Annotated in this window: 14 protein-coding genes and 1 pseudogene; 10 read left to right on the forward strand and 5 right to left on the reverse strand. The window is 65.4% G+C overall.

What is annotated here, in order from left to right; all coding sequences use genetic code 11:
- Positions 1-31: 31 nt before the first annotated feature.
- Positions 32-817 carry a formate dehydrogenase accessory sulfurtransferase FdhD gene (fdhD, locus tag PG879_RS07875; protein ID WP_182953712.1) on the forward strand — a complete coding sequence of 262 codons (786 nt, stop codon included), beginning with the start codon at positions 32-34 and terminating at the stop codon, positions 815-817.
- Positions 801-3,098 (forward strand): FdhF/YdeP family oxidoreductase, encoded by a 2,298-nt coding sequence (locus tag PG879_RS07880; protein ID WP_182953710.1) that lies wholly within the window; start codon positions 801-803, stop codon positions 3,096-3,098. The genes fdhD and PG879_RS07880 overlap by 17 nt, the downstream gene beginning before the upstream one ends.
- 80 nt (positions 3,099-3,178) lie before the next feature.
- Here the strand turns inward: PG879_RS07880 and PG879_RS07885 are convergent, their stop codons facing one another.
- Positions 3,179-4,753, reverse strand: a complete 1,575-nt coding sequence (locus PG879_RS07885) for a sensor domain-containing diguanylate cyclase (RefSeq protein WP_182953707.1) — start codon at positions 4,751-4,753, stop codon at positions 3,179-3,181.
- Positions 4,754-4,854: 101 nt separating this feature from the next.
- A complete protein-coding gene (locus PG879_RS07890; RefSeq protein ID WP_182953703.1) occupies positions 4,855-5,772 on the reverse strand; it encodes a LysR family transcriptional regulator in 918 nt (305 codons plus the stop codon).
- Positions 5,773-5,935: 163 nt separating this feature from the next.
- Here PG879_RS07890 and PG879_RS07895 point away from each other — a divergent pair, with 163 nt between their 5' ends.
- The gene (locus PG879_RS07895) at positions 5,936-7,369 is read left to right on the forward strand and encodes a glycoside hydrolase family 1 protein (RefSeq protein ID WP_010674614.1); all 1,434 of its coding nucleotides are present in this window, start codon (positions 5,936-5,938) and stop codon (positions 7,367-7,369) included.
- Between the two features lie 95 nt (positions 7,370-7,464).
- On the opposite strand, the gene PG879_RS07900 is transcribed toward PG879_RS07895, so the two are convergent.
- Complete coding sequence (locus tag PG879_RS07900; protein WP_010674615.1) at positions 7,465-8,223, reverse strand: SDR family NAD(P)-dependent oxidoreductase; 759 nt, start codon at positions 8,221-8,223, stop codon at positions 7,465-7,467.
- 130 nt (positions 8,224-8,353) lie between these two features.
- On the opposite strand from PG879_RS07900, the pseudogene PG879_RS07905 reads away from it, so the two are divergent.
- Positions 8,354-9,285, forward strand: a pseudogene (locus PG879_RS07905) (LysR family transcriptional regulator).
- On the opposite strand, the gene PG879_RS07915 reads toward PG879_RS07905, so the two are convergent.
- Positions 9,265-10,275 (reverse strand): helix-turn-helix transcriptional regulator, encoded by a 1,011-nt coding sequence (locus PG879_RS07915; protein WP_010674617.1) that lies wholly within the window; start codon positions 10,273-10,275, stop codon positions 9,265-9,267. The pseudogene PG879_RS07905 and the gene PG879_RS07915 sit on opposite strands and share 21 nt — an antisense overlap.
- A gap of 231 nt (positions 10,276-10,506) precedes the next feature.
- Here PG879_RS07915 and PG879_RS07920 point away from each other — a divergent pair, with 231 nt between their 5' ends.
- From PG879_RS07920 to PG879_RS07930, 3 genes are all read left to right on the forward strand, one after another.
- Complete coding sequence (locus tag PG879_RS07920) at positions 10,507-12,543, forward strand: glycoside hydrolase family 3 protein (RefSeq protein ID WP_270829995.1); 2,037 nt, start codon at positions 10,507-10,509, stop codon at positions 12,541-12,543.
- A gap of 169 nt (positions 12,544-12,712) precedes the next feature.
- A complete protein-coding gene (nfo, locus tag PG879_RS07925; RefSeq protein WP_010674619.1) occupies positions 12,713-13,570 on the forward strand; it encodes a deoxyribonuclease IV in 858 nt (285 codons plus the stop codon).
- 35 nt (positions 13,571-13,605) lie between these two features.
- On the forward strand, positions 13,606-14,583 hold the full coding sequence (locus tag PG879_RS07930; protein WP_010674620.1) for a Gfo/Idh/MocA family protein: 978 nt from the start codon (positions 13,606-13,608) through the stop codon (positions 14,581-14,583).
- A gap of 85 nt (positions 14,584-14,668) precedes the next feature.
- On the opposite strand, the gene PG879_RS07935 is transcribed toward PG879_RS07930, so the two are convergent.
- Positions 14,669-15,553 (reverse strand): LysR substrate-binding domain-containing protein, encoded by an 885-nt coding sequence (locus tag PG879_RS07935; RefSeq protein ID WP_010674621.1) that lies wholly within the window; start codon positions 15,551-15,553, stop codon positions 14,669-14,671.
- A 103-nt stretch (positions 15,554-15,656) separates the two neighbouring features.
- On the opposite strand from PG879_RS07935, the gene PG879_RS07940 reads away from it, so the two are divergent.
- The 3 genes from PG879_RS07940 to PG879_RS07950 all read left to right on the forward strand — a co-directional run bounded on the left by PG879_RS07940 (position 15,657) and on the right by PG879_RS07950 (position 18,997).
- Positions 15,657-16,637 carry a TDT family transporter gene (locus PG879_RS07940; protein ID WP_029314475.1) on the forward strand — a complete coding sequence of 327 codons (981 nt, stop codon included), beginning with the start codon at positions 15,657-15,659 and terminating at the stop codon, positions 16,635-16,637.
- Positions 16,638-16,857: 220 nt separating this feature from the next.
- Positions 16,858-17,847 carry a lipid A biosynthesis (KDO)2-(lauroyl)-lipid IVA acyltransferase gene (locus tag PG879_RS07945; protein WP_010674623.1) on the forward strand — a complete coding sequence of 330 codons (990 nt, stop codon included), beginning with the start codon at positions 16,858-16,860 and terminating at the stop codon, positions 17,845-17,847.
- 154 nt (positions 17,848-18,001) lie between these two features.
- Entirely contained in the window at positions 18,002-18,997 is a 996-nt protein-coding gene (locus PG879_RS07950) for an LpxL/LpxP family acyltransferase (RefSeq protein WP_041215911.1), read from the forward strand.
- Positions 18,998-19,017: the final 20 nt, after the last annotated feature.

Consider the following 19,017-nt stretch of genomic DNA (forward strand, 5'->3'; position numbering starts at 1 on the left):
GAGGCCCGAATACAGCTTATAAGCGTCTCGCATGATCCCTTTCAATTCACGGTTGCCCAGTCTGGATGAGCTGGTGGAGGAGGTGGCCGTGTCCGTCAACATCAACGGCATCAACCATGCCGTCATGATGGCCACCCCGGACGATCTCGACGATTTCGCCATCGGTTTTCTGTTTGGCGAGGGGATCATCGGGGGCAACCACGATGTACACGATATCCAGAGCACCCCGTCCGAGCACGGCATCGTGCTCGATGTCACCATCGCCAACCGCTGTCTGGCTGTGCTGGGTCAGCGCAAGCGCCGCCTGGCCGGTGCCAGCGGCTGTGGCATCTGCGGGGTGGAGGCCATCGAACATGCGTTGCCCGTGCTCACCCCGCTGACCCCGGGCGCCCCCTTCGACACCGCCTCTTTGCAGGATCTGCGGGAGCGCATCGTCCCCTGGCAGAGCAAGGCCCGCCAGAGCGGCGCCCTTCATGCCGCCCTGGCGCTGGATGATCGCGGCGAGATCCTGGCCTGCCGGGAGGACATAGGGCGGCACAACGCCCTGGACAAGCTCATCGGCATGCAGCTGCGCCAGCCGGTGCAGGCCGCCACCCTGGCGATCACCAGTCGCTGCGGCAGCGAACTCATTCACAAGGCGGTGCAATTTGGCGCCGCTCACCTCATCAGCCTTGCTTCCCCCAGCCAGCTCGCGGTGCGACTGGCCCAAAAGTACAACCTGACCCTGATCCATGTGCCCCGATCCGATGCCCCGGTCTGCTATGCCAGCCCCCGCGCCCAGGATCACGTTGGAGACTCCCATGTCCAGTCATATTGAGAAACCGGCCAAGGCCGGCGGCTTTTCCTCCCTGCAGTCCACCTTCAAGCAGGTGCTGCGCAGCCAGAAGACCCGCCAGAACATCAAGAACCTGCTGCGGGTCAACCAGACCGACGGCTTCGACTGCCCCGGCTGCGCCTGGGGTGACAACAAGCAGGGGGCTTTCCAGTTTTGCGAGAACGGCGCCAAGGCGGTGGCCTGGGAATCCACCGGCAAGACGGTGGGGGCCGATTTCTTCGCCGAGCATTCGGTGCGCCGCCTCGCCACCCAGAGCGACTACTGGCTCGAATACCAGGGGCGACTGACCGAGCCCCTGCGCTACAACCCGGCCACCGATCACTATGAGCCGGTGAGCTGGGATCAGGCGTTTGCCCTCATCGCCGACAAACTCAAGAGCTTGGCCAGCCCCGACGAGGTGGAGTTCTACACCTCGGGACGCGCCAGCAACGAAGCCTCCTACCTCTATCAGCTGTTTGGCCGCCTCTATGGCACCAACAATTTCCCCGACTGCTCCAACATGTGCCACGAGGCGAGCGGGGTGGGGCTTATCCAGTCCGTCGGGGTGGGCAAGGGCACCGTGGTGCTCGATGATTTCGACGCCGCCAAAGCCATCTTCGTCTTTGGCCAGAACCCGGGCACCAACCACCCGCGCATGATGAACGCCCTGCGCAAGGCGGCGCGCCAGGGGTGCCAGATCGTCACCTTCAACAACCTCAAAGAGGTGGCCCTCGAGCGCTTCGCGAGCCCCCAGAGCCCGGCGGAGCTCCTGACCCCGGCGGCCACCACCATCAGCCACCAATACCTCACGCCAAAACTTGGCGGTGACATGGCAGCCATTCGCGGCATGGCGAAATACATCCTGGAAGAGGAGGGGGGGCGCATCGATCTCGCCTTCATCGAGCAGCACACCGCGCACTTTGACGACTACCTGGCCCAGGTGAAGGCTACGGAGTGGACGCAAATCGAGGCGCAATCCGGCCTCGGTCGGGAGGCGATCACCCGGGCGGCGCAGATCTTCGCAAGCAGCGAGAGCGTGATCAGCTGCTGGGCCATGGGGATCACCCAGCACAAGCATTCGGTCGACACCATTCGCGAAATCGTCAACCTGCACCTGATGTGCGGCCAGATTGGCAAGCCGGGGGCCGGACTCTGTCCGGTGCGCGGTCACAGCAACGTGCAGGGCAACCGCACCATGGGGATCAACGAGAAACCCAATGCCGCCTTCCTCGATCGCCTGGAGCGCCGCTTCCCGGTGGGCTTCAAGCGCACGCCGGGGCACAACGTCTACGAGGCCCTCAAAGCCCTTCATGGCGGCAAGAGCAAGGTGCTCATCTGCCTTGGGGGCAACCTGGCAGCCGCCGCGCCGGATACCGAGTTCACTTATGAAGCGATGCGAAGGAGCGAGCTCAATGTGCAGATCAGCACCAAGCTCAACCGCAGCCACCTCATGGTGTCAAAAGATGCCCTGATCCTCCCCTGCCTGGGCCGTACCGAGCTCGATCAGCAGCGTACCGGGGTGCAGAAGATCACCGTGGAGGACACCTTCAGCATGGTGCACGCCTCCACCGGGATGAACGAGCCGGTCTCGCCGCTCTGTCTCTCCGAGATAGACATCGTGGCCCGCATGGCCGAGGCAACGCTCGGCAGCGATCGGGTGGACTGGCTGGCGCTGCGGGATGACTACGGGCTGCTGCGGGATCTCATCGAGGAGACCATCGCGGGCTTTGGCGACTTCAACCGCCGCATCGAGGAGCCCTGCGGCTTCCATCTGGAGAACAGCGCCGCCCTGCTGCGCTGGAACACCGCGAGCGGGCGCGCCGAATTCAGGGCGAGCCGTTTGCCGGACTCCATCCTGCCCGAGTGCACCAGCCACGCGGAGCAGATGGTGGACCAGCCCGTGCTGCTGCTTCAGAGCCTGCGCTCCCACGATCAGTACAACACCACCATCTATGGCATGGATGACCGCTATCGCGGCATCAAGGGGCGACGCAACGTGGTCTTCATGAACGAGGAGGATGCCAGGAGGCTGGGGCTCGCCGAGGAGCAGCGGGTGGACATGAGTGCGGTGTGCAACGATGGGCGCGAGCGGGTGGTGCGGGGCTTTAGCGTCATCTTCTACGAGATCCCGAAGGGCAACATCGCCGCCTACTACCCCGAGACCAACCCCCTGGTGGCCATCGAGAGCATAGGGGAGGGCTCTTTCACCCCCACCTCCAAATCGGTGCCCGTACTGGTGACCCCGAACGCCGCCTCGGTCGAGAACCTGGCCGTCACGCTCTGATTCTTCATATGGATACCGTCCGACCCCTGCCATGGCAGGGGTTTTTTATGGCCGGGCGGTACCCGGCAAAGTCTGGGCCATCAGCCCAGGGCCACCACCACGCAGTTTCGGCCCTGGCTCTTGGCATCATAGAGCGCCTTGTCCGCCTCCTTGAGCACGGCGGCGATGCTGGTGGCATCCGCCCCCCAGTGGGCGACGCCAAGGGAGATGGTGATGTGGCCTGCTACCTCCATGTCGTGGCTCGCCACCCGGGTACGCAGGCGCTCGGCGATCTTCTGCGCCTGTGCAAGGGAGACCCCGGGCAGCAGCAGCAGGAACTCCTCGCCGCCGCTTCGACACAAGGCGGCATCGGAACGCAGATCCTGCTGCATCAGGGTGGCGAGGGAGACGATGACGGCATCCCCCACGTCGTGACCGAAGCGGTCGTTGATGGCCTTGAAGTGATCGATGTCCAGGGCAATCACCGTCAGGGGCTGACGCTCGACCTCGTACTCGTCCAGCATCTGCTGCATGGCCCGGCGGTTGAACAGGCCCGTCATGGGGTCGGTGTGGCTGTCGGTGTGCAGCTTGTCGATCTTGGTGTTGAGCAGCCCCAGCCCCTTGAGGATGGCCTGCTTCAACTGGGCCGCTTCGAAATACCAGGCGCGGATCCCCGAGATGCTGGTGGCGGCCCCCTGCTGATCCATGAGTCCGGCCCGGTTGGCCAGTTGTCGCAGGGGTCTGGCGATGATGGTGGCCGAGAGCCAGATGACGAAGAGAATGAAGAGGGTGACCGGGATCATCCCCTTGAGGATCTCCAGCATCTGTTCATCCAGACCGGCCAGGGTGGCGCTGCGGGGGCGCTGGGCCACTATCCCCCAGCCTGCGTCCGCCACCGGGGCAAAGCCTGCCAGCATCTCGCTGCCCCGGGAGTTGAGCACGCTTTGCGCGCCATCCTGTCCCTTGAGCACCGCATCCACCACCCGGTTCTTGCCAATCTTCTGGCCGATGCGCTCCGGGTTCGGGTGGTAGATGAGGGTGCGCTGGCGGTCCACCACATAAAGATAAGAACCATCCTGGTAGTAGTGCTGCCCCAGCAGGCTGGAGAGCACGCTGGCGGACCCCAGATAGATGGTGCCGGCGACATAGCCGAGGTAGCGCTTGTCTGCCGAGAAGATGGGGTGGGAGAGGCTGATGAGGTAGTTGCCGGAGAGGGAGACAAAAGGATCTGAGATGATCGGCTTCTGCTTCTTCAGGGTGTTTCTCGCATGGGCCGAGGTCAGTTTGGCCCCTTTCACATTCAGAGTCTCGGGGGAGACAGCAACAATGGTTGCCTCGGTGTTGACCACGACCACTGAGTTGAAGGTATTGGTACGTCTACGCAGTTGGGTTACCTCCTCCTCGAGCCCTGCGATGTCATCGGTCTGCAGCAGGGGGGCAAGTTGGCTAGCGCTGTAAGCCAGTTGTTCCTGGGCTGAGTGCAGCATGGTCTCGGCGGAGGCGGCGAGCTTGGCGGCATAGACCCGGTTCGCCTCTAGCGTGTTGTCGATGAGCAGTTGCCGTTGTGCCTGATAGATGGCGTAAAAGCTGTTGCCAAAGGTAGCCAGCACACCTATGACGGCCAGCGCAAGGATGAGGCGATGCAGATCAAACCTCAGCAGCCAGTGAGAGTGCATGAACGAAACGGATCCTTGTCATGGTGTCGGGTTAGGAGGGCATTTTAAGGGGGGCGGACTGCCTAATGCCATCGTTAATGTGATTTTCGAATGATTCCCTTTCATGGGGTGTCCCAGGTGGGAGCCCCGTCCCCTGTCGTCATGAGGCCGGTGAGGGCCGGATCCGCCAGCTCCGCCACCGTCTGCCAGAAGGGGGCGACGAGGGGATTGTCGTTGCCCGGCGGGCGAATGAGCCCGATGATCCAGCTCGCGTCGGCCTCCCCGAGGGGCAGGGTCAGCACATCGGGATGCTCAATGGTGGTGGAGGAGGGGACCAGGGTCCAGGCGATGCCGGCCGCCGCGGTGGCGATGCCGGCAGCGAAGTCGTTCACGTACTGGATGTCCTGAAAGCGCAGGCCGCTCTGGGCGAGGTAATGGATGAACTGATCGTAAAAAGAGGGGGCCTTGTCCCGGCGCAGGATGGCGAGCGGCTTCTCCTGCAGATCGGCGAGCCCTGCCACCCCCTGATAGCCTGCGGGCAGCACGGCGACGAAATGGGCGCACACCACGGGCAGCACCGGCCAGCCCTTGGGTGCGGGCAGGCGGCAGAAGCCAAGATCCAGGCGACCCTCCGCCAGTGCCAGCAACTGGTGATGGGTGGAGAGATCGTTGAGCTCGATGGCGACCCCGGGGCGGCTGGCCCGAAAGCGGGCGATGGCGGCGGGCACCAGCAGCTTGGTGGCGACCCCGAAGCCGATGCGCAGGGTACCCGCGTGGCCCGCCAGCACGTCGCGGGCGCTGCGGGCGAGCTGCTCGCTCTGGGCCACCAGGGTGCAGGCGTCGGCGTAGAGGGCGCGCCCGAGCACCGTCAGCCGGGTGCTGCCGGCGTTGCGCTCGAACAGCTCGCCGCCAAGGTCCGCCTCCAGCCGGCGGATCTGCTTGCTCAGGGCCGACTGGGTGACGTGCTGGCGCGCCGCCGCCTGACCAAAGTGCAATACCTCCCCCAGGGTGACGAAGGCTTTCAGGTCTCTCAACTCCATGGTGCCTCGCTTGATTCCAGATAGGAATGATAGGTGGCCATATTTGTCATTGGACGGAATTCTAGAAGTGTTGGATGCTGGTGCCAACTCATTTCGGGCCCCTGTACGGGGTCGACGTATCACGGGATGGCCCCCGCCATCCGCGCAGAAGGAGCAACACCAGATGCATCATCACAAGTTCAACGACTTCCCGAACGGTTTCCTCTGGGGCGCCGCCTCCGCCGCCTATCAGGTGGAAGGGGCCTGGAACGAGGAGGGCAAGGGCCCCTCGGTATGGGACAGCTTTACCAAATTGCCGGGCAAGACCTTTGAAGGGAGCAACGGAGACGTGGCGGTGGATCACTACCACAGGGTGGAAGAGGACGTGGCGCTGATGGCCGAGATGGGGCTCAAGGCCTATCGCTTCTCGGTGAGCTGGCCGCGCATCTACCCGACGGGGCGTGGCGAGGTGAACGAGGCGGGGCTCGCCTTCTACGACAGGCTCATCGACGCCCTGCTGGCCCACGGCATCGAGCCGGTGCTGACCCTCTATCACTGGGATCTCCCCCAGGCCCTGCAGGATGAGTACGGCGGCTGGGAAGACAGGCGCATCATCGACGACTTCGAGCGCTATTGCGTGACTCTCTATCAGCGCTTCGCCGGCAAGGTGAAGTACTGGGTGTCGCTCAACGAGCAGAACTACAACCTGACCAACGCCTACCAGCTTGGCACCCATCCTCCCGCGGTGCAGGACAGGAAGCGTTTCTTCGCCGCCAACCACATCGCGTTTCTCGCCAATGCCCGGGTCATCAAGGCGTTTCGCCAGCACGTGCCAAACGGCCTGATCGGGCCGAGCTTTGCATACTCCCCCGCCTATCCGGCCTCCTGCGCCCCGAGCGACATGCTGGCGTTCGAGAATGCCGAGGAGTTCACCAACCTCTGGTGGCTGGATGCCTACTGCTTCGGCCGTTACCCCCAGGCGGCGCTCGCCTATCTGCGGGAGACCGGCGAGGCGCCGGAGATCCTGCCGGGCGATCTCGAGCTCTTGCGCGAAGGCACCCCCGACTACATCGGGGTCAACTACTACTACACCCTGACCTTCACCGACAACCCCCTCGGCGGCCAGACGATGCAGCGCATCAACACCACGGGCAAGAAGGGCACTACGCCCTCCAGCGGCATTCCCGGCCTCTACAAGACGGCCCCCAATCCGCACCTTGAGACCAGCAACTGGGACTGGGCCATCGATCCCACCGGGATGCGCATCGCCCTGCGTCGGCTCTCCTCCCGCTACGCCCTGCCGCTGATGATCACCGAGAACGGCCTGGGGGAGTTCGACAAGCTGGAAGCCGGGGACAGGGTGAACGACGACTACCGTATCGCCTATCTGCACAGCCACCTCAAGGCGTGCCAGGAGGCGATGCAGGACGGGGTCGAGCTGATTGGATATTGCGCCTGGTCCTTCACCGACATCCTGAGCTGGCTCAACGGCTACCAGAAGCGCTACGGCTTTGTCTACGTGGACAGGGACGAGCAGGGAGGGTCTCTTCGTCGCATCAAGAAAGAGAGCTTCCACTGGTACAGCCAGGTCATTGCAAGCGGTGGCAAGACCCTGTAACGGGCCCGGTGCGCCGCACCTCGTCTGCCCAATGCCGGAAGGCCCCCTCATCGGAGGGGGCCTTCCTTGTTTGTGCAGCAGGCAATCATGACCGCCTAGATAAACATGCCGCCCGAGGCTTCGATGCGCTGGGCTGTGATCCAGCGGCAGTCATCGGAGAGCAGGGCGGCGATGGCGCCACCGATGTCGTCGGGCTGACCCACCCGGCCAAGGGCGGTCTGGCTCGCGAGAAAGTCGTTGACCCCCTTGTTGTCGCGCACCACGCCGCCGCCAAAATCGGTCTCGATGGCGCCGGGGGCCAGCACGTTGACCGCGATGCCCCTGGGGCCCAGCTCCTTGGCCAGATACTGGGTGAGCACCTCGACGCCCCCCTTCATGGCGGCGTAGGCGGCATAACCCGGCATGGCGAAGCGGGTGAGGCCGGTGGAGAGGTTGAGGATGCGACCGCCGTCTGCCAGGAGGGGCAGGAGCGCCTGGGTCAGGAAGAAGGTCCCCTTGAGGTGGATGTTGAGCAGGGTGTCGAACTGCTGCTCCGTGGTCTGCTCGAAGCTGGCATGAATGCCGATCCCGGCGTTGTTGACCAGGAAGTTGAAATGGGTGCGCTGCCACTCCCGGGCGAGCAGTTGCGTCACCTCCTCTGCAAAGGCCGCGAAGGTGGCGCTCTCGCCCACGTCCAGAGCCAGGGCATGGGCCCGAACGCCGAGGGCGCGGGCCTGGGTCACCACCGCCTCCGCCTCTGCGGCCTGGCTGCGATAGGTGATGATGAGGTCGACGCCTTTGGCGGCGAGGGCCAGGGCCCCGTGCTTGCCAAGGCCGCGGCTGGCCCCGGTGATGAGGGCGATGGGTCTGGTCATGGTATGACTCCTGTCAGGGTGGCGGACACAGGCTCGATACGAGCCGACCGGATCACTGTATTGTTCCTTTTAAACTGGATAAATAGCGTGATAATAGAATCACTGTTCCGTTTATCGAGACAATCAGGCCATGGATCAACTGGATGCGATGAGAGCCTTCGTGCGGGTTGCCGAGCTGGAGAGTTTTACCCGCTGCGCCGAGCAGACGGGCATCCCCAAGGCGACCCTCTCTGCCGCCATCCGTCGGCTGGAGGAGCGCATGGGGACCCGGCTCCTGCTGCGTACCACGCGGCGGGTGCAGCTCACCACGGACGGCCAGCTCTGCTATGCCAGATGCCGGGAGCTTTTGGCGGACATGGAGGAGTTTGACGGCCTGTTTCGCCAGGGGGGGCAGATCTCGGGACAACTGCGGGTCGACATGCCAAGCCGGATGGCCCGTCACCTGGTGATCCCGGCCCTGCCGGACTTTCTGGCGCAGCATCCCGCCCTGCAACTGATGCTGAGCAGCACGGACAGGCGGGTGGATCTGGTGCGCGAGGGGTTTGACTGCGTGGTGCGGGTCGGGGCGCTTGAGCCCTCCAGCCTGGTGGCCAGGCCCCTTGGTCACTATCGCCAGATCAACTGTGCCAGCGCAGGCTACCTGGCTCGCCACGGGGTGCCCCGCACCCTTGGGGATCTGGCGGGCCACCGGCTGGTGCACTATGGTTCCGGGTTTGGTGCCGGGCAGGGGCGCAGCGAGCCCGGCTTTGAATACCTGGCGGAAGATGGCCACCGCGCCCTGCTGCCCATGGCGGGGGCCCTCATGATGACAGCGAGACCTACCTGGCGGCGGCGCTGGCGGGGCTTGGCATCATCCAGATGCCGCGGGTGGGGGTCGAATCCCTGCTCGCGGGGGGCGAGCTGGTGAGCATCCTGCCCCAGTGGCAGCCGCCGCCGCTCCCCATCCACGCCCTCTATGCCCATCGCCGCCAACTGGCCCCCAGGGTCCAGCTCTTCATCCACTGGCTGGCGGGGTTGCTCGCCGCCCATCTCGGGGGCGCCTCAGAGGCGGCTGCGCCTTGAGCGAAACTCCCTCGGCGAGAGGGCAAACTCCTCGCGAAAGAAGCGGGTAAAGCTGCTCTGGCGGGCAAAACCCAGGCGCTCCCCCACTGTCTGCAGGGGGAGGGCGGGATCCTGCAACAGGCGGCAGGCCTCCTCCCGGCGCACCCGCTCCAGCAGGCCCGAGAAGTGGCACCCTTCCTCCCGCAGATGGCGGTTGAGGGTCCAGCGGGTCAGTTTGAGGTGCTCGCACACCCCATCGAGCAGAGAGGAGGCCTCGGCACTCTCTTGCCACAGCTGCTGGCGGATGAGTGTCATCACCCTGTCCCGGTAGCGGCTGCTTGGGCGAAGCTGGGCCATCTGCCGGTCGAGCTCCCCGAGCAGCAGGGGTTGCAGGGGCAGGTTGCACTGCCCGTGGGCGAGATCGAGCAAGGCGGCGGGAAAGCGCAGCTCGAAGTCCGCCCCCTGTTGCAACCGCCCTTCCAGCCAGCCTGCCAGCTCACGCCACAGCCTGGGGCGTACCGGGGTGGGCAGCACCAGCAGCCCCTGGCCCGGGTGGTAGAACTGGAGCAGGGCATAGAGGTGGCAGAGGTTGGCCAGGCTGCTCAGGGCGATGACGTCCGGGTGATCGGACTCCGAGTGGTAGCTGATCCTGGCCTGCCCCTCTTCTTCTTGCAGGCGGATCTCGTCGCTCTCGCCGATGAGGGGGCGGTAGGCGAGGAAGAAGTGCAGGGCCTGGCGAAGGGTGGCGGCGTTGCAGCACAGGCTCGCCAGCGACATGAAGTCGGCAAAGAGGCCGGGGAGGGCGGGGGGCGTCCAGTCGAGGGCCAGATCCACGTGGGGGGCTGCCCCGGCCAGCAGCCGGAAGTGGCGCCCGGTGTCGAGCCGCCCCTGGGGGATCAGCAGCTCTTCGTGAGCGATGCCGCAGGGGTGCAGGAGGGCAGCAGGATCCCGCCCGCGGGCCTGCCAGTGGTTGAGGCAGTGCAGGGCAATCCGGTTGGAGACGGTCTTCACGGCAAAAATCCTTGTCAGCGGTGGCCCACCATCATCGGCCAACGGCGGCGGATTGCCGTGAGCCAGCGCCGCTTTCATGTTTCAGATTTGTAACCAAGGGTAACCCTGCAACCCTTTTCACACTTTTCAATCCTGCTCCCAACCGGCAACTTCCTGCACCCGACGGGCAAGTGAGAGGGGCCGCTTTTGCATAGAGTGGCGACTCCTACACACACAAGGAAGATAACAACAATGAAACACCACTCGCTCTCCCGAACCCGTGTCGCCCTCGCCATCGGGGCCCTGCTGCTGGCAGGGTGCAACGACAACGATTCCACCCCCAAGCCCGAGCAGCCCGTTCTGGGCCACCGCACCGTCACCCTCATCGAGCAGGACGGCCTGCAATTCAAGGATCTCGATGGCAGCGGCACCCTGACCCCCTACGAGGACTGGCGCCTCGGCGCCGCCGAGCGGGCCCGGGATCTGGTGGGCAGGCTCACCCTGGCCCAGAAGGCAGGGCTGATGATGCACGGCACCCTGGTGCTGGACGGGGCGGGGCGGGTGAACCTCGCGGCCATGGACAAGATGCTGCGCGAGGACGGGGTCAACACCTTCATCACCCGCATGGCCGGTGATCCGGCGGCCATCGCCGCAGACAACAACACCCTGCAGGCCCTGCTGGAAGGGGTGGGATTCGGCATCCCCATGACGGTGAGCACGGATCCCCGCAACCACTTCACCCATGATCCGAACGCCACCAGCATCGGTGCCGGGGCCTTCTCCCAGTGGCCCGAGACCCTGGGGCTGGCCGCCATCGGCGATGCTGCCCTGGTGCAGCGCTTTGGCGACATCGCCCGTCAGGAGTACCGTGCCGTCGGCATCCACGAGGCCCTCTCGCCCCAGGCGGATCTCGCGACCGAGCCGCGCTGGGGCCGCATCAACGGCACCTTCGGGGAAGACAACCTGCTCGCCAAGTCCCTGGTCAAGGCCTACATCGAGGGCTTCCAGCAGGGGAGCGAGGGGATAGGCAAGGAGAGCGTGGTCACCGTGGTCAAGCACTTCGCCGGGGCCGGTCCCCAGAAGGACGGGCTGGATGCCCACAACCCCTGGGGCAAGGAGCAGGTCTACCCCGGCGGCCAGTTTGCTTACCACCTGGTGCCCTTCGAGGGTGCCTTCGAGGCCAGGGTGGCCGCCGTGATGCCCTATTACGCCATGCCCCTGGGCCTGACCCAGGATGGGCAGCCCGTCGAGGAGGTGGGGTTTGGTTTCAACCGCCAGATCATCACGGATCTGTTGCGGGGCCACTTCAAGTTTGACGGCGTGGTGCTGAGCGACTGGGGCATCGTCAATGACTGTGACAGCCGCTGCGAGCAGGGGCTGACCCAGGATGAAGTCAATGCCGGGGTGAGCCCCTGGACCGTGCCCTTTGGCATGTCCTGGGGCGTGGAGAAGCTCACCAAGGCCGAGCGTTATGCCAAGGCCATCGACGCCGGGGTGGATCAGTTCGGTGGCGTGGAAGATCCGGCTCCCCTGCTGGCGGCGGTGCAGAGCGGTCTGGTGACCGAGGCGGCCATCACCACTTCGGCCGAGCGGATCCTGGCCCAGAAGTTTGCCCTCGGGCTCTTCGAGAATCCCTATGTGGATGCCGAGGCCGCGGTGGCCCTGGTGGGCAAGGCCGAGTTCCAGCAGGAGGCCCAGGCCGCCCAGGCGGCGTCTCACGTGCTGCTGAAGAACGAGGGGGCCCTGCTGCCGCTGAAGGCGGACGGCAAGCGGGTCTATCTGCACAATGTCAACGCCGAGGTGGCCAGGGCCAACGGCTATACGGTGGTGACGAACCTGGCCGACGCGGAGCTTGCCATCGTGCGGGTCAACGCCCCGGGCGAGCAGGACCCCCGCTTCCCGTTTGGCAGCATCCACTTCGGCCAGCTCGGCTTTGCCAGCAATGCTCAGGTGGTGCAGGAGACGGCCCACGAAGGGGTCTACCGCGGCGCGGATGACTATGCCGCCATCCAGGCCATCGAGCAGGCCGGGGTGCCCCTGGTGCTCTCCGTCTATCTGGACAGGCCCGCCATCCTGACCGAGGTGGCCCCGGCGGCCCGGGTGCTGCTCGCCAACTTCGGCGCCCTGGATCAGGCCCTGTTCGATGTCATGAGCGGCACCCAGAAGGCACGCGGCAAGCTCCCCTTCGATCTGCCCTCGAGCTGGCAGGCGGTGCTGGCCCAGTCCCCGGACGTGGCCAAGGACTCACAAAGCCCGCTCTATCCCTACGGGGCCGGTCTGGCCTATTGACGGACAGGGATGTTCTGTCTCTCATCAAGGCGCCTTCGGGCGCCTTTTCCATTGCCCCCATCGACAATCCCGGTTTGGCGCAAGGGGTTGGCTTGGGCATAATGGCGCCCCGGCAACGGGTGCGGTGGCCAGTGTGGCAGGCACCCGGTCACAGTGCACAGGAGATGAGATGAAATTTATCGGAGCCCACGTCAGTGCGGCGGGCGGGGTGGAAAACACCATCGCCCGGGCCAAAGCCATCGGGGCCAACGCCTTCGCCCTGTTTACCAAGAATCAGCGCCAGTGGCAGGCGGCGCCCCTCTCCGAGGCCAGTATTCGCGCCTTCAAGGCCGCCTGCGAGAAGGAGGGCTTTCGTCCCGAGCAGATCCTGCCCCACGACAGCTACCTCATCAACCTGGGTCATCCCGACCCCGACGCCCTCGCCAAGTCCCGGGATGCGTTTCTGGACGAGATGAAGCGCTGCGAGCAACTGGGGCTGTGCTACCTGAACTTCCACCCGGGCAGCCATCTCAAGCAGATCCCCGAGGCGGTGAGCCTCAAGCTCGTGAGCGAGTCCATCAACTGGGCGCTGGAGCGCAGCGAAGGGGTGACGGCGGTGATCGAGAATACCGCCGGCCAGGGCACCAACCTCGGCTGGTCGTTCGAGCACCTGGCCACCCTCATCGACGGGGTAGAGGACAAGAGTCGGGTCGGCGTCTGCTTTGACACCTGCCACGCCTTCGCCGCCGGTTACGATCTGCGTACCCCCGAGGGGTGCGAGGCGGTGTTTGCCGACTTCGACCGCATCGTGGGGTTCGAGTACCTCAAGGGGATGCATATCAACGGCGCCAAGTGTACCTTCGGTAGTCGGGTCGACCGTCACCACAGCCTGCGGGAGGGCAACCTCGGCGAGGCGGTGTTCCACCACATCATGAACGACGACCGTTTCGACGGCATCCCGCTTATCCTCGAGACCATCGACGAGTCCATCTGGGGCGAGGAGTTAAGCTGGCTGCGCAGCCTGGCCGGGAGCCCGCGCCCGGCGTGATGCCGGGGTCCACCATTGGGTAGCAAGGAGAGACGATGCACGACGAGACAAGGGCGCCCCTGCGCTTTGGCATTGCCGGGGCGGGGGCCATCGCCCGGCGTTTTTGCCGCGATGTGAACGGGCACGCCAGGGGAGCCGAGGTGGTGGCCATCGCCGCCCGGGACCAGGGACGGGCGGACGAGTTCGCCCGGGATCTGGGGCTGCCCCACGCCTATGGCAGCTATGAGGCCCTGGCCGCCAGCCCCGAGGTGGAGGCCGTCTATGTGGCGGTCATCCACCCGGAGCACGCGGGCCTGGTGAGGCAGATGCTGCTGGCGGGCAAGCACGTACTGGTGGAAAAACCGGCGGTGACCCGGGTGGCGGATTGGGACGCCCTGGTGGCGCTCGCCCACGCACGGGGCCTGCTGCTGCTCGAGGCCATGAAGGTGATGTGCTTCCCCGCCATGCGCGCCCTGTTGCAGCGCCTGCCCCTGCTGCCGCCGCCGCGCGAGCTGCGGGCGGCGTTCGGTTCGACCCAGCCCAGGGTGGGCAAGCTGTTCGATCCTGCCCTCGACGGCGGCGCCGCCTGGGACGTGGGGGTCTATCCCCTCTGGCTCCATGCCGCCCTCTGCCATCGGCTGGGGCTGGGCTGCCCCGCCCCCGAGGTGACGCTGACGCGGGCTCCGGGGGAGGTGGATCTCACCGCCAGCTTCACGTTCGATGAGCCGTTTCGGGCCGAGCTCGGGGCCTCCATCATCGAGGATCTCGAGCGGGAAGCGTCCTTGTCCGGGGAGGGGTGGCGCCTGGTCATCGAGGGCAAGTGGTGGAATCCCCAGCACATTCGCTGGCAAGGGGGGCCTGCCCCCGTCATCTGGCCGGCGGACATCTATCTGCCGGTGGAGGGGGGCGGCATGCAGCACGAGGCGGATCACTTCGCCGATTGCCTGCGCCACCGGCTGCTGGACTCCCCCTGGGTGCCCCAGGCCGTGACCCGGCAGGTGCTCGGCTGGATTGAAGGGGGACTCGCCGGCTGAGGCCGGGGAAGGGCTGAGGGTCGAGGGGAGCATCGGCTGAACGACAAGGGCGCCAATGGCGCCCTTGTCGTATCCGAAGGGGTTCTCACGCCAGGGTCTGGGCGCGGCAGAAGGCCAGGAAGCGGCGCAGGGCGACGGAGTGGAACTTCTGCTTGTGCCAGACGAGGGAGAGCTGGCGGGGGAAGCGGCGACTCGGGGTGAGGGCCACCAGGCGCCCCTGTGCCAGCCGGTCCGCCACCGCGAGGCGGGAGATGAAGGAGATGCCGAGCCCCTTCTCCACCGCCAGCATCACCGCCTCCAGGGTATTGAGCTCTATCCCCGCCTGCCAGCGGGGCAGGTGGGGCTGGAGCTGCTGCTCGAACTGCTCGCGGCTGCCGGATTGCGCCTCGCGCAGCACCCAGGTTTCCCCGGCAAGCCGGCGCAGGGGCAGCTCGAGCTGATCCGCCAGGGGGTGACCGGGGGCGGCGATGATGAGCATCTCGTCCTCCAGCCAGGGTTCGCTCACCAGGTCCGGGTGGTGGTTCTCCCCCTCGATGAGGGCGAGATCCAGCTCGAAGTGGGCGAGGGCATGGCACAGGAGGTGGGTGTTGGCGATGGTGACCCTGGGGGCGGCTCCCAGCTCCTGGGCCCCCTCCGCCAGCAGGGCGGGCAGCAGGTAGTTGCCGATGGTCTGGCTGGCCCCGAGGTGCAGCTGGCCGCTCGGCTCGGCATCGGGGCTGAAGAGCTGCTCTATCTCCTGCATCCGGGTCAGCAGCTCCTCGGCGGCCGGTTGCAGCAGGCGCCCCTCGCTGTTGAGCTGAAGCCTCGGGTGCACCCGGTCGAACAGGGGCGTGGCGAGCTGGCGCTCCAGCTCCTGCAGCGACTGGGAGACGGCCCCCTTGCTCAGGCAAAGTTCATTGGCGGCGCCCCCCAGGTTGCCGTGGCGGGCGATGGTGGCAAACACCTTGAGTTGTTGCAGGGTGAGCTTCATATCGTTTGATTTTCCTAAATGCTAAGTTCAATTCATTTAGATATCGTAAACGATAGACCCCCTTTATCCTATGCCCATCGTCATCATCAAGAGGGTATTCGCCATGATCGCAAGAACCCGCCGCTCCCTGGCCGCCGCCCCGACCCCCATGGCCGGTCTGGCTCTGGGGATCGCCAGCCTCGGCTGGTGCTGGGAAAATGCCGGTCAGTTCGATGGCCGTCTGCAACTGCTGGGGGCCGCCATCGCCGCCGTGCTGCTCCTCGTCCTGACCTTCAAGTTTCTGATCCACCCGCGCCTGCTGTGGCAGGATCTCGCCCATCCCGTGGTGGGCAGCGTGGTGCCCACCTACGCCATGGGGACCATGGTGGTCTCCAAGGCGGTCGGCCTGCTCGCCCCGACCCTGGGGCAGGGGCTCTGGCTGTTTGCGGTCATCATCCACCTCGTCTTCCTCGCCACTTTCGTCTGGCACAGGGCCAGAGCGTTCGAAATCCATCACATGGTGCCGAGCTGGTTTGTGCCGCCGGTGGGGATCATCGTGGCTGACGTGGCCTACCCGGGCGGTCCCTTCGCATCCCTGGCCACCGGCCTGCTCTGGTTCGGCATGGCCTGCTACGGCCTGATGCTGCCGCTGATGCTCTATCGCCTCATCTTCAGCCACGAGGTGCCGGATGCCGCCAAGCCCACTATCGCCATCCTGGCCGCCCCGGCGAGCCTGTCGCTGGCCGGCTACCTCACCGTGAGCCAGGATCCCTCCCTGCTGCTGGTGGCGGTGCTGCTCGGGATCGCCGTGCTGATGACCGGCATCATCTACCTGGCCTTCATCAAGCTGCTGCGCCTGCCGTTCTCGCCGGGTTACGCCGCTTTCACCTTCCCCCTGGTGATCGGGGCCACCGCCCTGTTCAAGGTGAGTCACCTGCTGTCGCAGTGGCCGGAGGCGGCCCGCTATGCCGAGCAGCTCCATCAGCTGGCCTATCTGGAGCTGGGGGTGGCCACCCTGGTGGTGGGTTACGTGGCCCTGCGTTACCTGATGTTCTTCCTGCCGGCGGTGCAGGATGACCTGCCGGGGCAGCCCGCACGCCGCTAGGCACAAGGTTTTCATCCCCCCTCGTCATCGACCCCGCCCGTGCGGGGTCTGCCGTTCGTGATGCAGTGACACAGAGGGGAATCAAATGAAGCAGATTAATTTTGTCAATCCGTGAAGTGGCTTAAATAGTTGCCCATACAGGCGACATTCAGTTGGCGTTAACTGGTAATACCTGTCACGATGCGCGCCACTTTATCTTCCCATTGTTTTGTCGTGCCCCATGTCCTCATCTGATCCCGTGTTTGACGCCCGATTCCAGCCTCGTCTGCTGCACCCCCGTTACTGGTTGAGCTGGCTCGCCCTCGGCGCCATCGGTGTGCTCGCCTTCGTGCCCCCGCGCTGGCGGGATCGCCTGGCCGATGCTCTGACGCCCCTGGTATGCGCCATCTCGAAGAAGCAGATCTACATCGCCAGGACCAACCTCGCCATCTGCTTCAAGGAGAAGAGCGAGGCCGAGCGGGAGGCCATCCTGATGACCTCCATCCGGGTCGGCCTCAAGAGCCTGCTGGGCTTTGGCGAGTTCACCTGGCGCAGCCCCGCCCACGTGATGGGGCGGATCCAGGTCAGCGGCTGGGAACATATCGAGGCGGAGCAGGCCGCTGGCCGACCGGTGATCCTGGTGGTGCCCCACAGCTGGCCCATCGACGCGGCGGGCTACTACTTTGCCCAGCGGGGCCTGCCCATGTGCACCATGATGAAGAGCGCCCGCAACCCGGTGTTCGACTGGCACATCAACGGCGCGCGGGCCCGGCACGGCTGCCGCGTCTATGAGCGCAGTGCCGGCATCAAGCCGGTGATCAAGGCGGTGAAATCCGGTCTGAGCTTCTTCTATCTGCCGGATCAGGATCACGGCCGGGAGGCAAGCCTGTTCGCCCCCTTCTTCAACCACCCCAAGGCGACGTTGCCGGCCCTGCCACGGCTGGTGAAGCTGACCGGCGCCCGGGCCCTGCCGGTGCTGGCCTGCTATGACGAGCAGGCGCACGGCTACCGGTTGGAGGTCGAGGCTCCCTACGCCGACTACCCGAGCGGGGATCTGATGGCGGATACCTGCCGCATGAACGACAGCGTGGAGCGCCAGCTCTGCCGCCACCCGGGCCAGTACATGTGGTTCCTCAAGATCTTCGACACCCGTGAGGATCAGGTGGGGCCGGATGGCCTCTACGAAGAGGGGATCCGGCGCATCCGCCGGGGCCTTGCTCCTCACCCCTGAGCCTTGCGCTCACCCGGTGCAAAAATGTGGCCCCAAGCGGGCCACTTTTTATTTCTAACTTGTCTGATCAGTGACTTGGCGCGGGGGCGCTGTGCAGGGCAGGGTAGAAAAAGTTGTCAGGATCACTAAAATGACGCTCTGTTTTGATGATTCGATGGCGACCATGTCCGCACAAGATCCGGTGTTTGACACCTCTTTTCATCCGCGCCTGCTGCACCCCCGTCTGTGGGGCAGCTGGCTGGCCGTCGCTCTGCTCTCCCTGCTGGCCTGGGTGCCGGCAAGGGCACGGGACAAGCTGGCCGACTACCTGGCCCCCCTGCTGCTGCGCGTCTCCAGGAAGCAGGCCTACATCGCCGACACCAACCTCAAGATCTGCTTCCCCCATCTCGACGAGGCGGGCCGTCAGGCCCTGCTGCTGAAATCCATCCGGGTGGGGCTCAAGACCTTCCTGGGCTTTGGCGAGCTGACCTGGCGCAGCCCCGACTTCCTCAAGGGGCGCGTCAAGGTGAGCGGCTGGGAGCACGTGGAGGCTGAGCGGGCAGCCGGTCGCCCCATGATCTTCGTGGTGCCCCACACCTGGGCGGTGGACATGATTGGCCGCTACTTCCCCCTCCAGGGGATCAAGATGTGCACCATGATGAAAAGCCCCAAGGATGCGGTGTTCGACTGGTACATCAACCGCGAGCGCAGCAAGGGTGGGCGTATCTACGAGCGCAGCGTCGGCATCAAGCCCGCCATCAAGGCCCTGCGCAGCGGCGACAGCTTTTTCTATCTGCCGGATCAGGATCACGGCCGGGAGGCGAGCCTCTTCGTGCCCTTCTTCAACCACCCCAAGGCGACCCTGCCGGCCCTGCCCAAACTGGTGAAGCTGACCGGTGCCCGCGCCGTGCCCATTCTGGCCTGCTACGACGAGGATCAGGGGTGCTACCGGCTGGAGATCGAGGCGCCGTTCGACCCTTATCCCACCGCGGATCTGGTAGCGGACGTCAACCAGATGAACCGCATGGTGGAGCAGCAGCTTGGCCGCTTCCCCGAGCAGTACATGTGGTTTCTCAAGATCTTCGAAACCCAGGAGCACGATCAGGGCGAAGACGGTCTCTACGAGGCGGGGATCCGCCGCATCCGCCAGGGGCTGCCACCGGAACCTTGATCGACACGGCCCCCTTGCGG

It is taken from the genome of Aeromonas sp. QDB63, from assembly GCF_027707425.1.
Taxonomy (GTDB): Bacteria; Pseudomonadota; Gammaproteobacteria; order Enterobacterales; family Aeromonadaceae; genus Aeromonas; species Aeromonas caviae.

Excerpts from the sequence above, each read along its gene's own strand:
- nfo (WP_010674619.1), top strand. The coding sequence starts at position 12,713 with ATGAAATTTATCGGAGCCCACGTCAGTGCGGCGGGCGGGGTGGAAAAC.
- PG879_RS07885 (WP_182953707.1), bottom strand. The coding sequence starts at position 4,753 with ATGCACTCTCACTGGCTGCTGAGGTTTGATCTGCATCGCCTCATCCTT.
- PG879_RS07930 (WP_010674620.1), top strand. The coding sequence starts at position 13,606 with ATGCACGACGAGACAAGGGCGCCCCTGCGCTTTGGCATTGCCGGGGCG.
- fdhD (WP_182953712.1), top strand. The coding sequence starts at position 32 with ATGATCCCTTTCAATTCACGGTTGCCCAGTCTGGATGAGCTGGTGGAG.
- PG879_RS07880 (WP_182953710.1), top strand. The coding sequence starts at position 801 with ATGTCCAGTCATATTGAGAAACCGGCCAAGGCCGGCGGCTTTTCCTCC.
- PG879_RS07890 (WP_182953703.1), bottom strand. The coding sequence starts at position 5,772 with ATGGAGTTGAGAGACCTGAAAGCCTTCGTCACCCTGGGGGAGGTATTG.
- PG879_RS07940 (WP_029314475.1), top strand. The coding sequence starts at position 15,657 with ATGATCGCAAGAACCCGCCGCTCCCTGGCCGCCGCCCCGACCCCCATG.
- PG879_RS07945 (WP_010674623.1), top strand. The coding sequence starts at position 16,858 with ATGTCCTCATCTGATCCCGTGTTTGACGCCCGATTCCAGCCTCGTCTG.
- PG879_RS07900 (WP_010674615.1), bottom strand. The coding sequence starts at position 8,223 with ATGACCAGACCCATCGCCCTCATCACCGGGGCCAGCCGCGGCCTTGGC.
- PG879_RS07920 (WP_270829995.1), top strand. The coding sequence starts at position 10,507 with ATGAAACACCACTCGCTCTCCCGAACCCGTGTCGCCCTCGCCATCGGG.
- PG879_RS07895 (WP_010674614.1), top strand. The coding sequence starts at position 5,936 with ATGCATCATCACAAGTTCAACGACTTCCCGAACGGTTTCCTCTGGGGC.
- PG879_RS07935 (WP_010674621.1), bottom strand. The coding sequence starts at position 15,553 with ATGAAGCTCACCCTGCAACAACTCAAGGTGTTTGCCACCATCGCCCGC.
- PG879_RS07950 (WP_041215911.1), top strand. The coding sequence starts at position 18,002 with ATGGCGACCATGTCCGCACAAGATCCGGTGTTTGACACCTCTTTTCAT.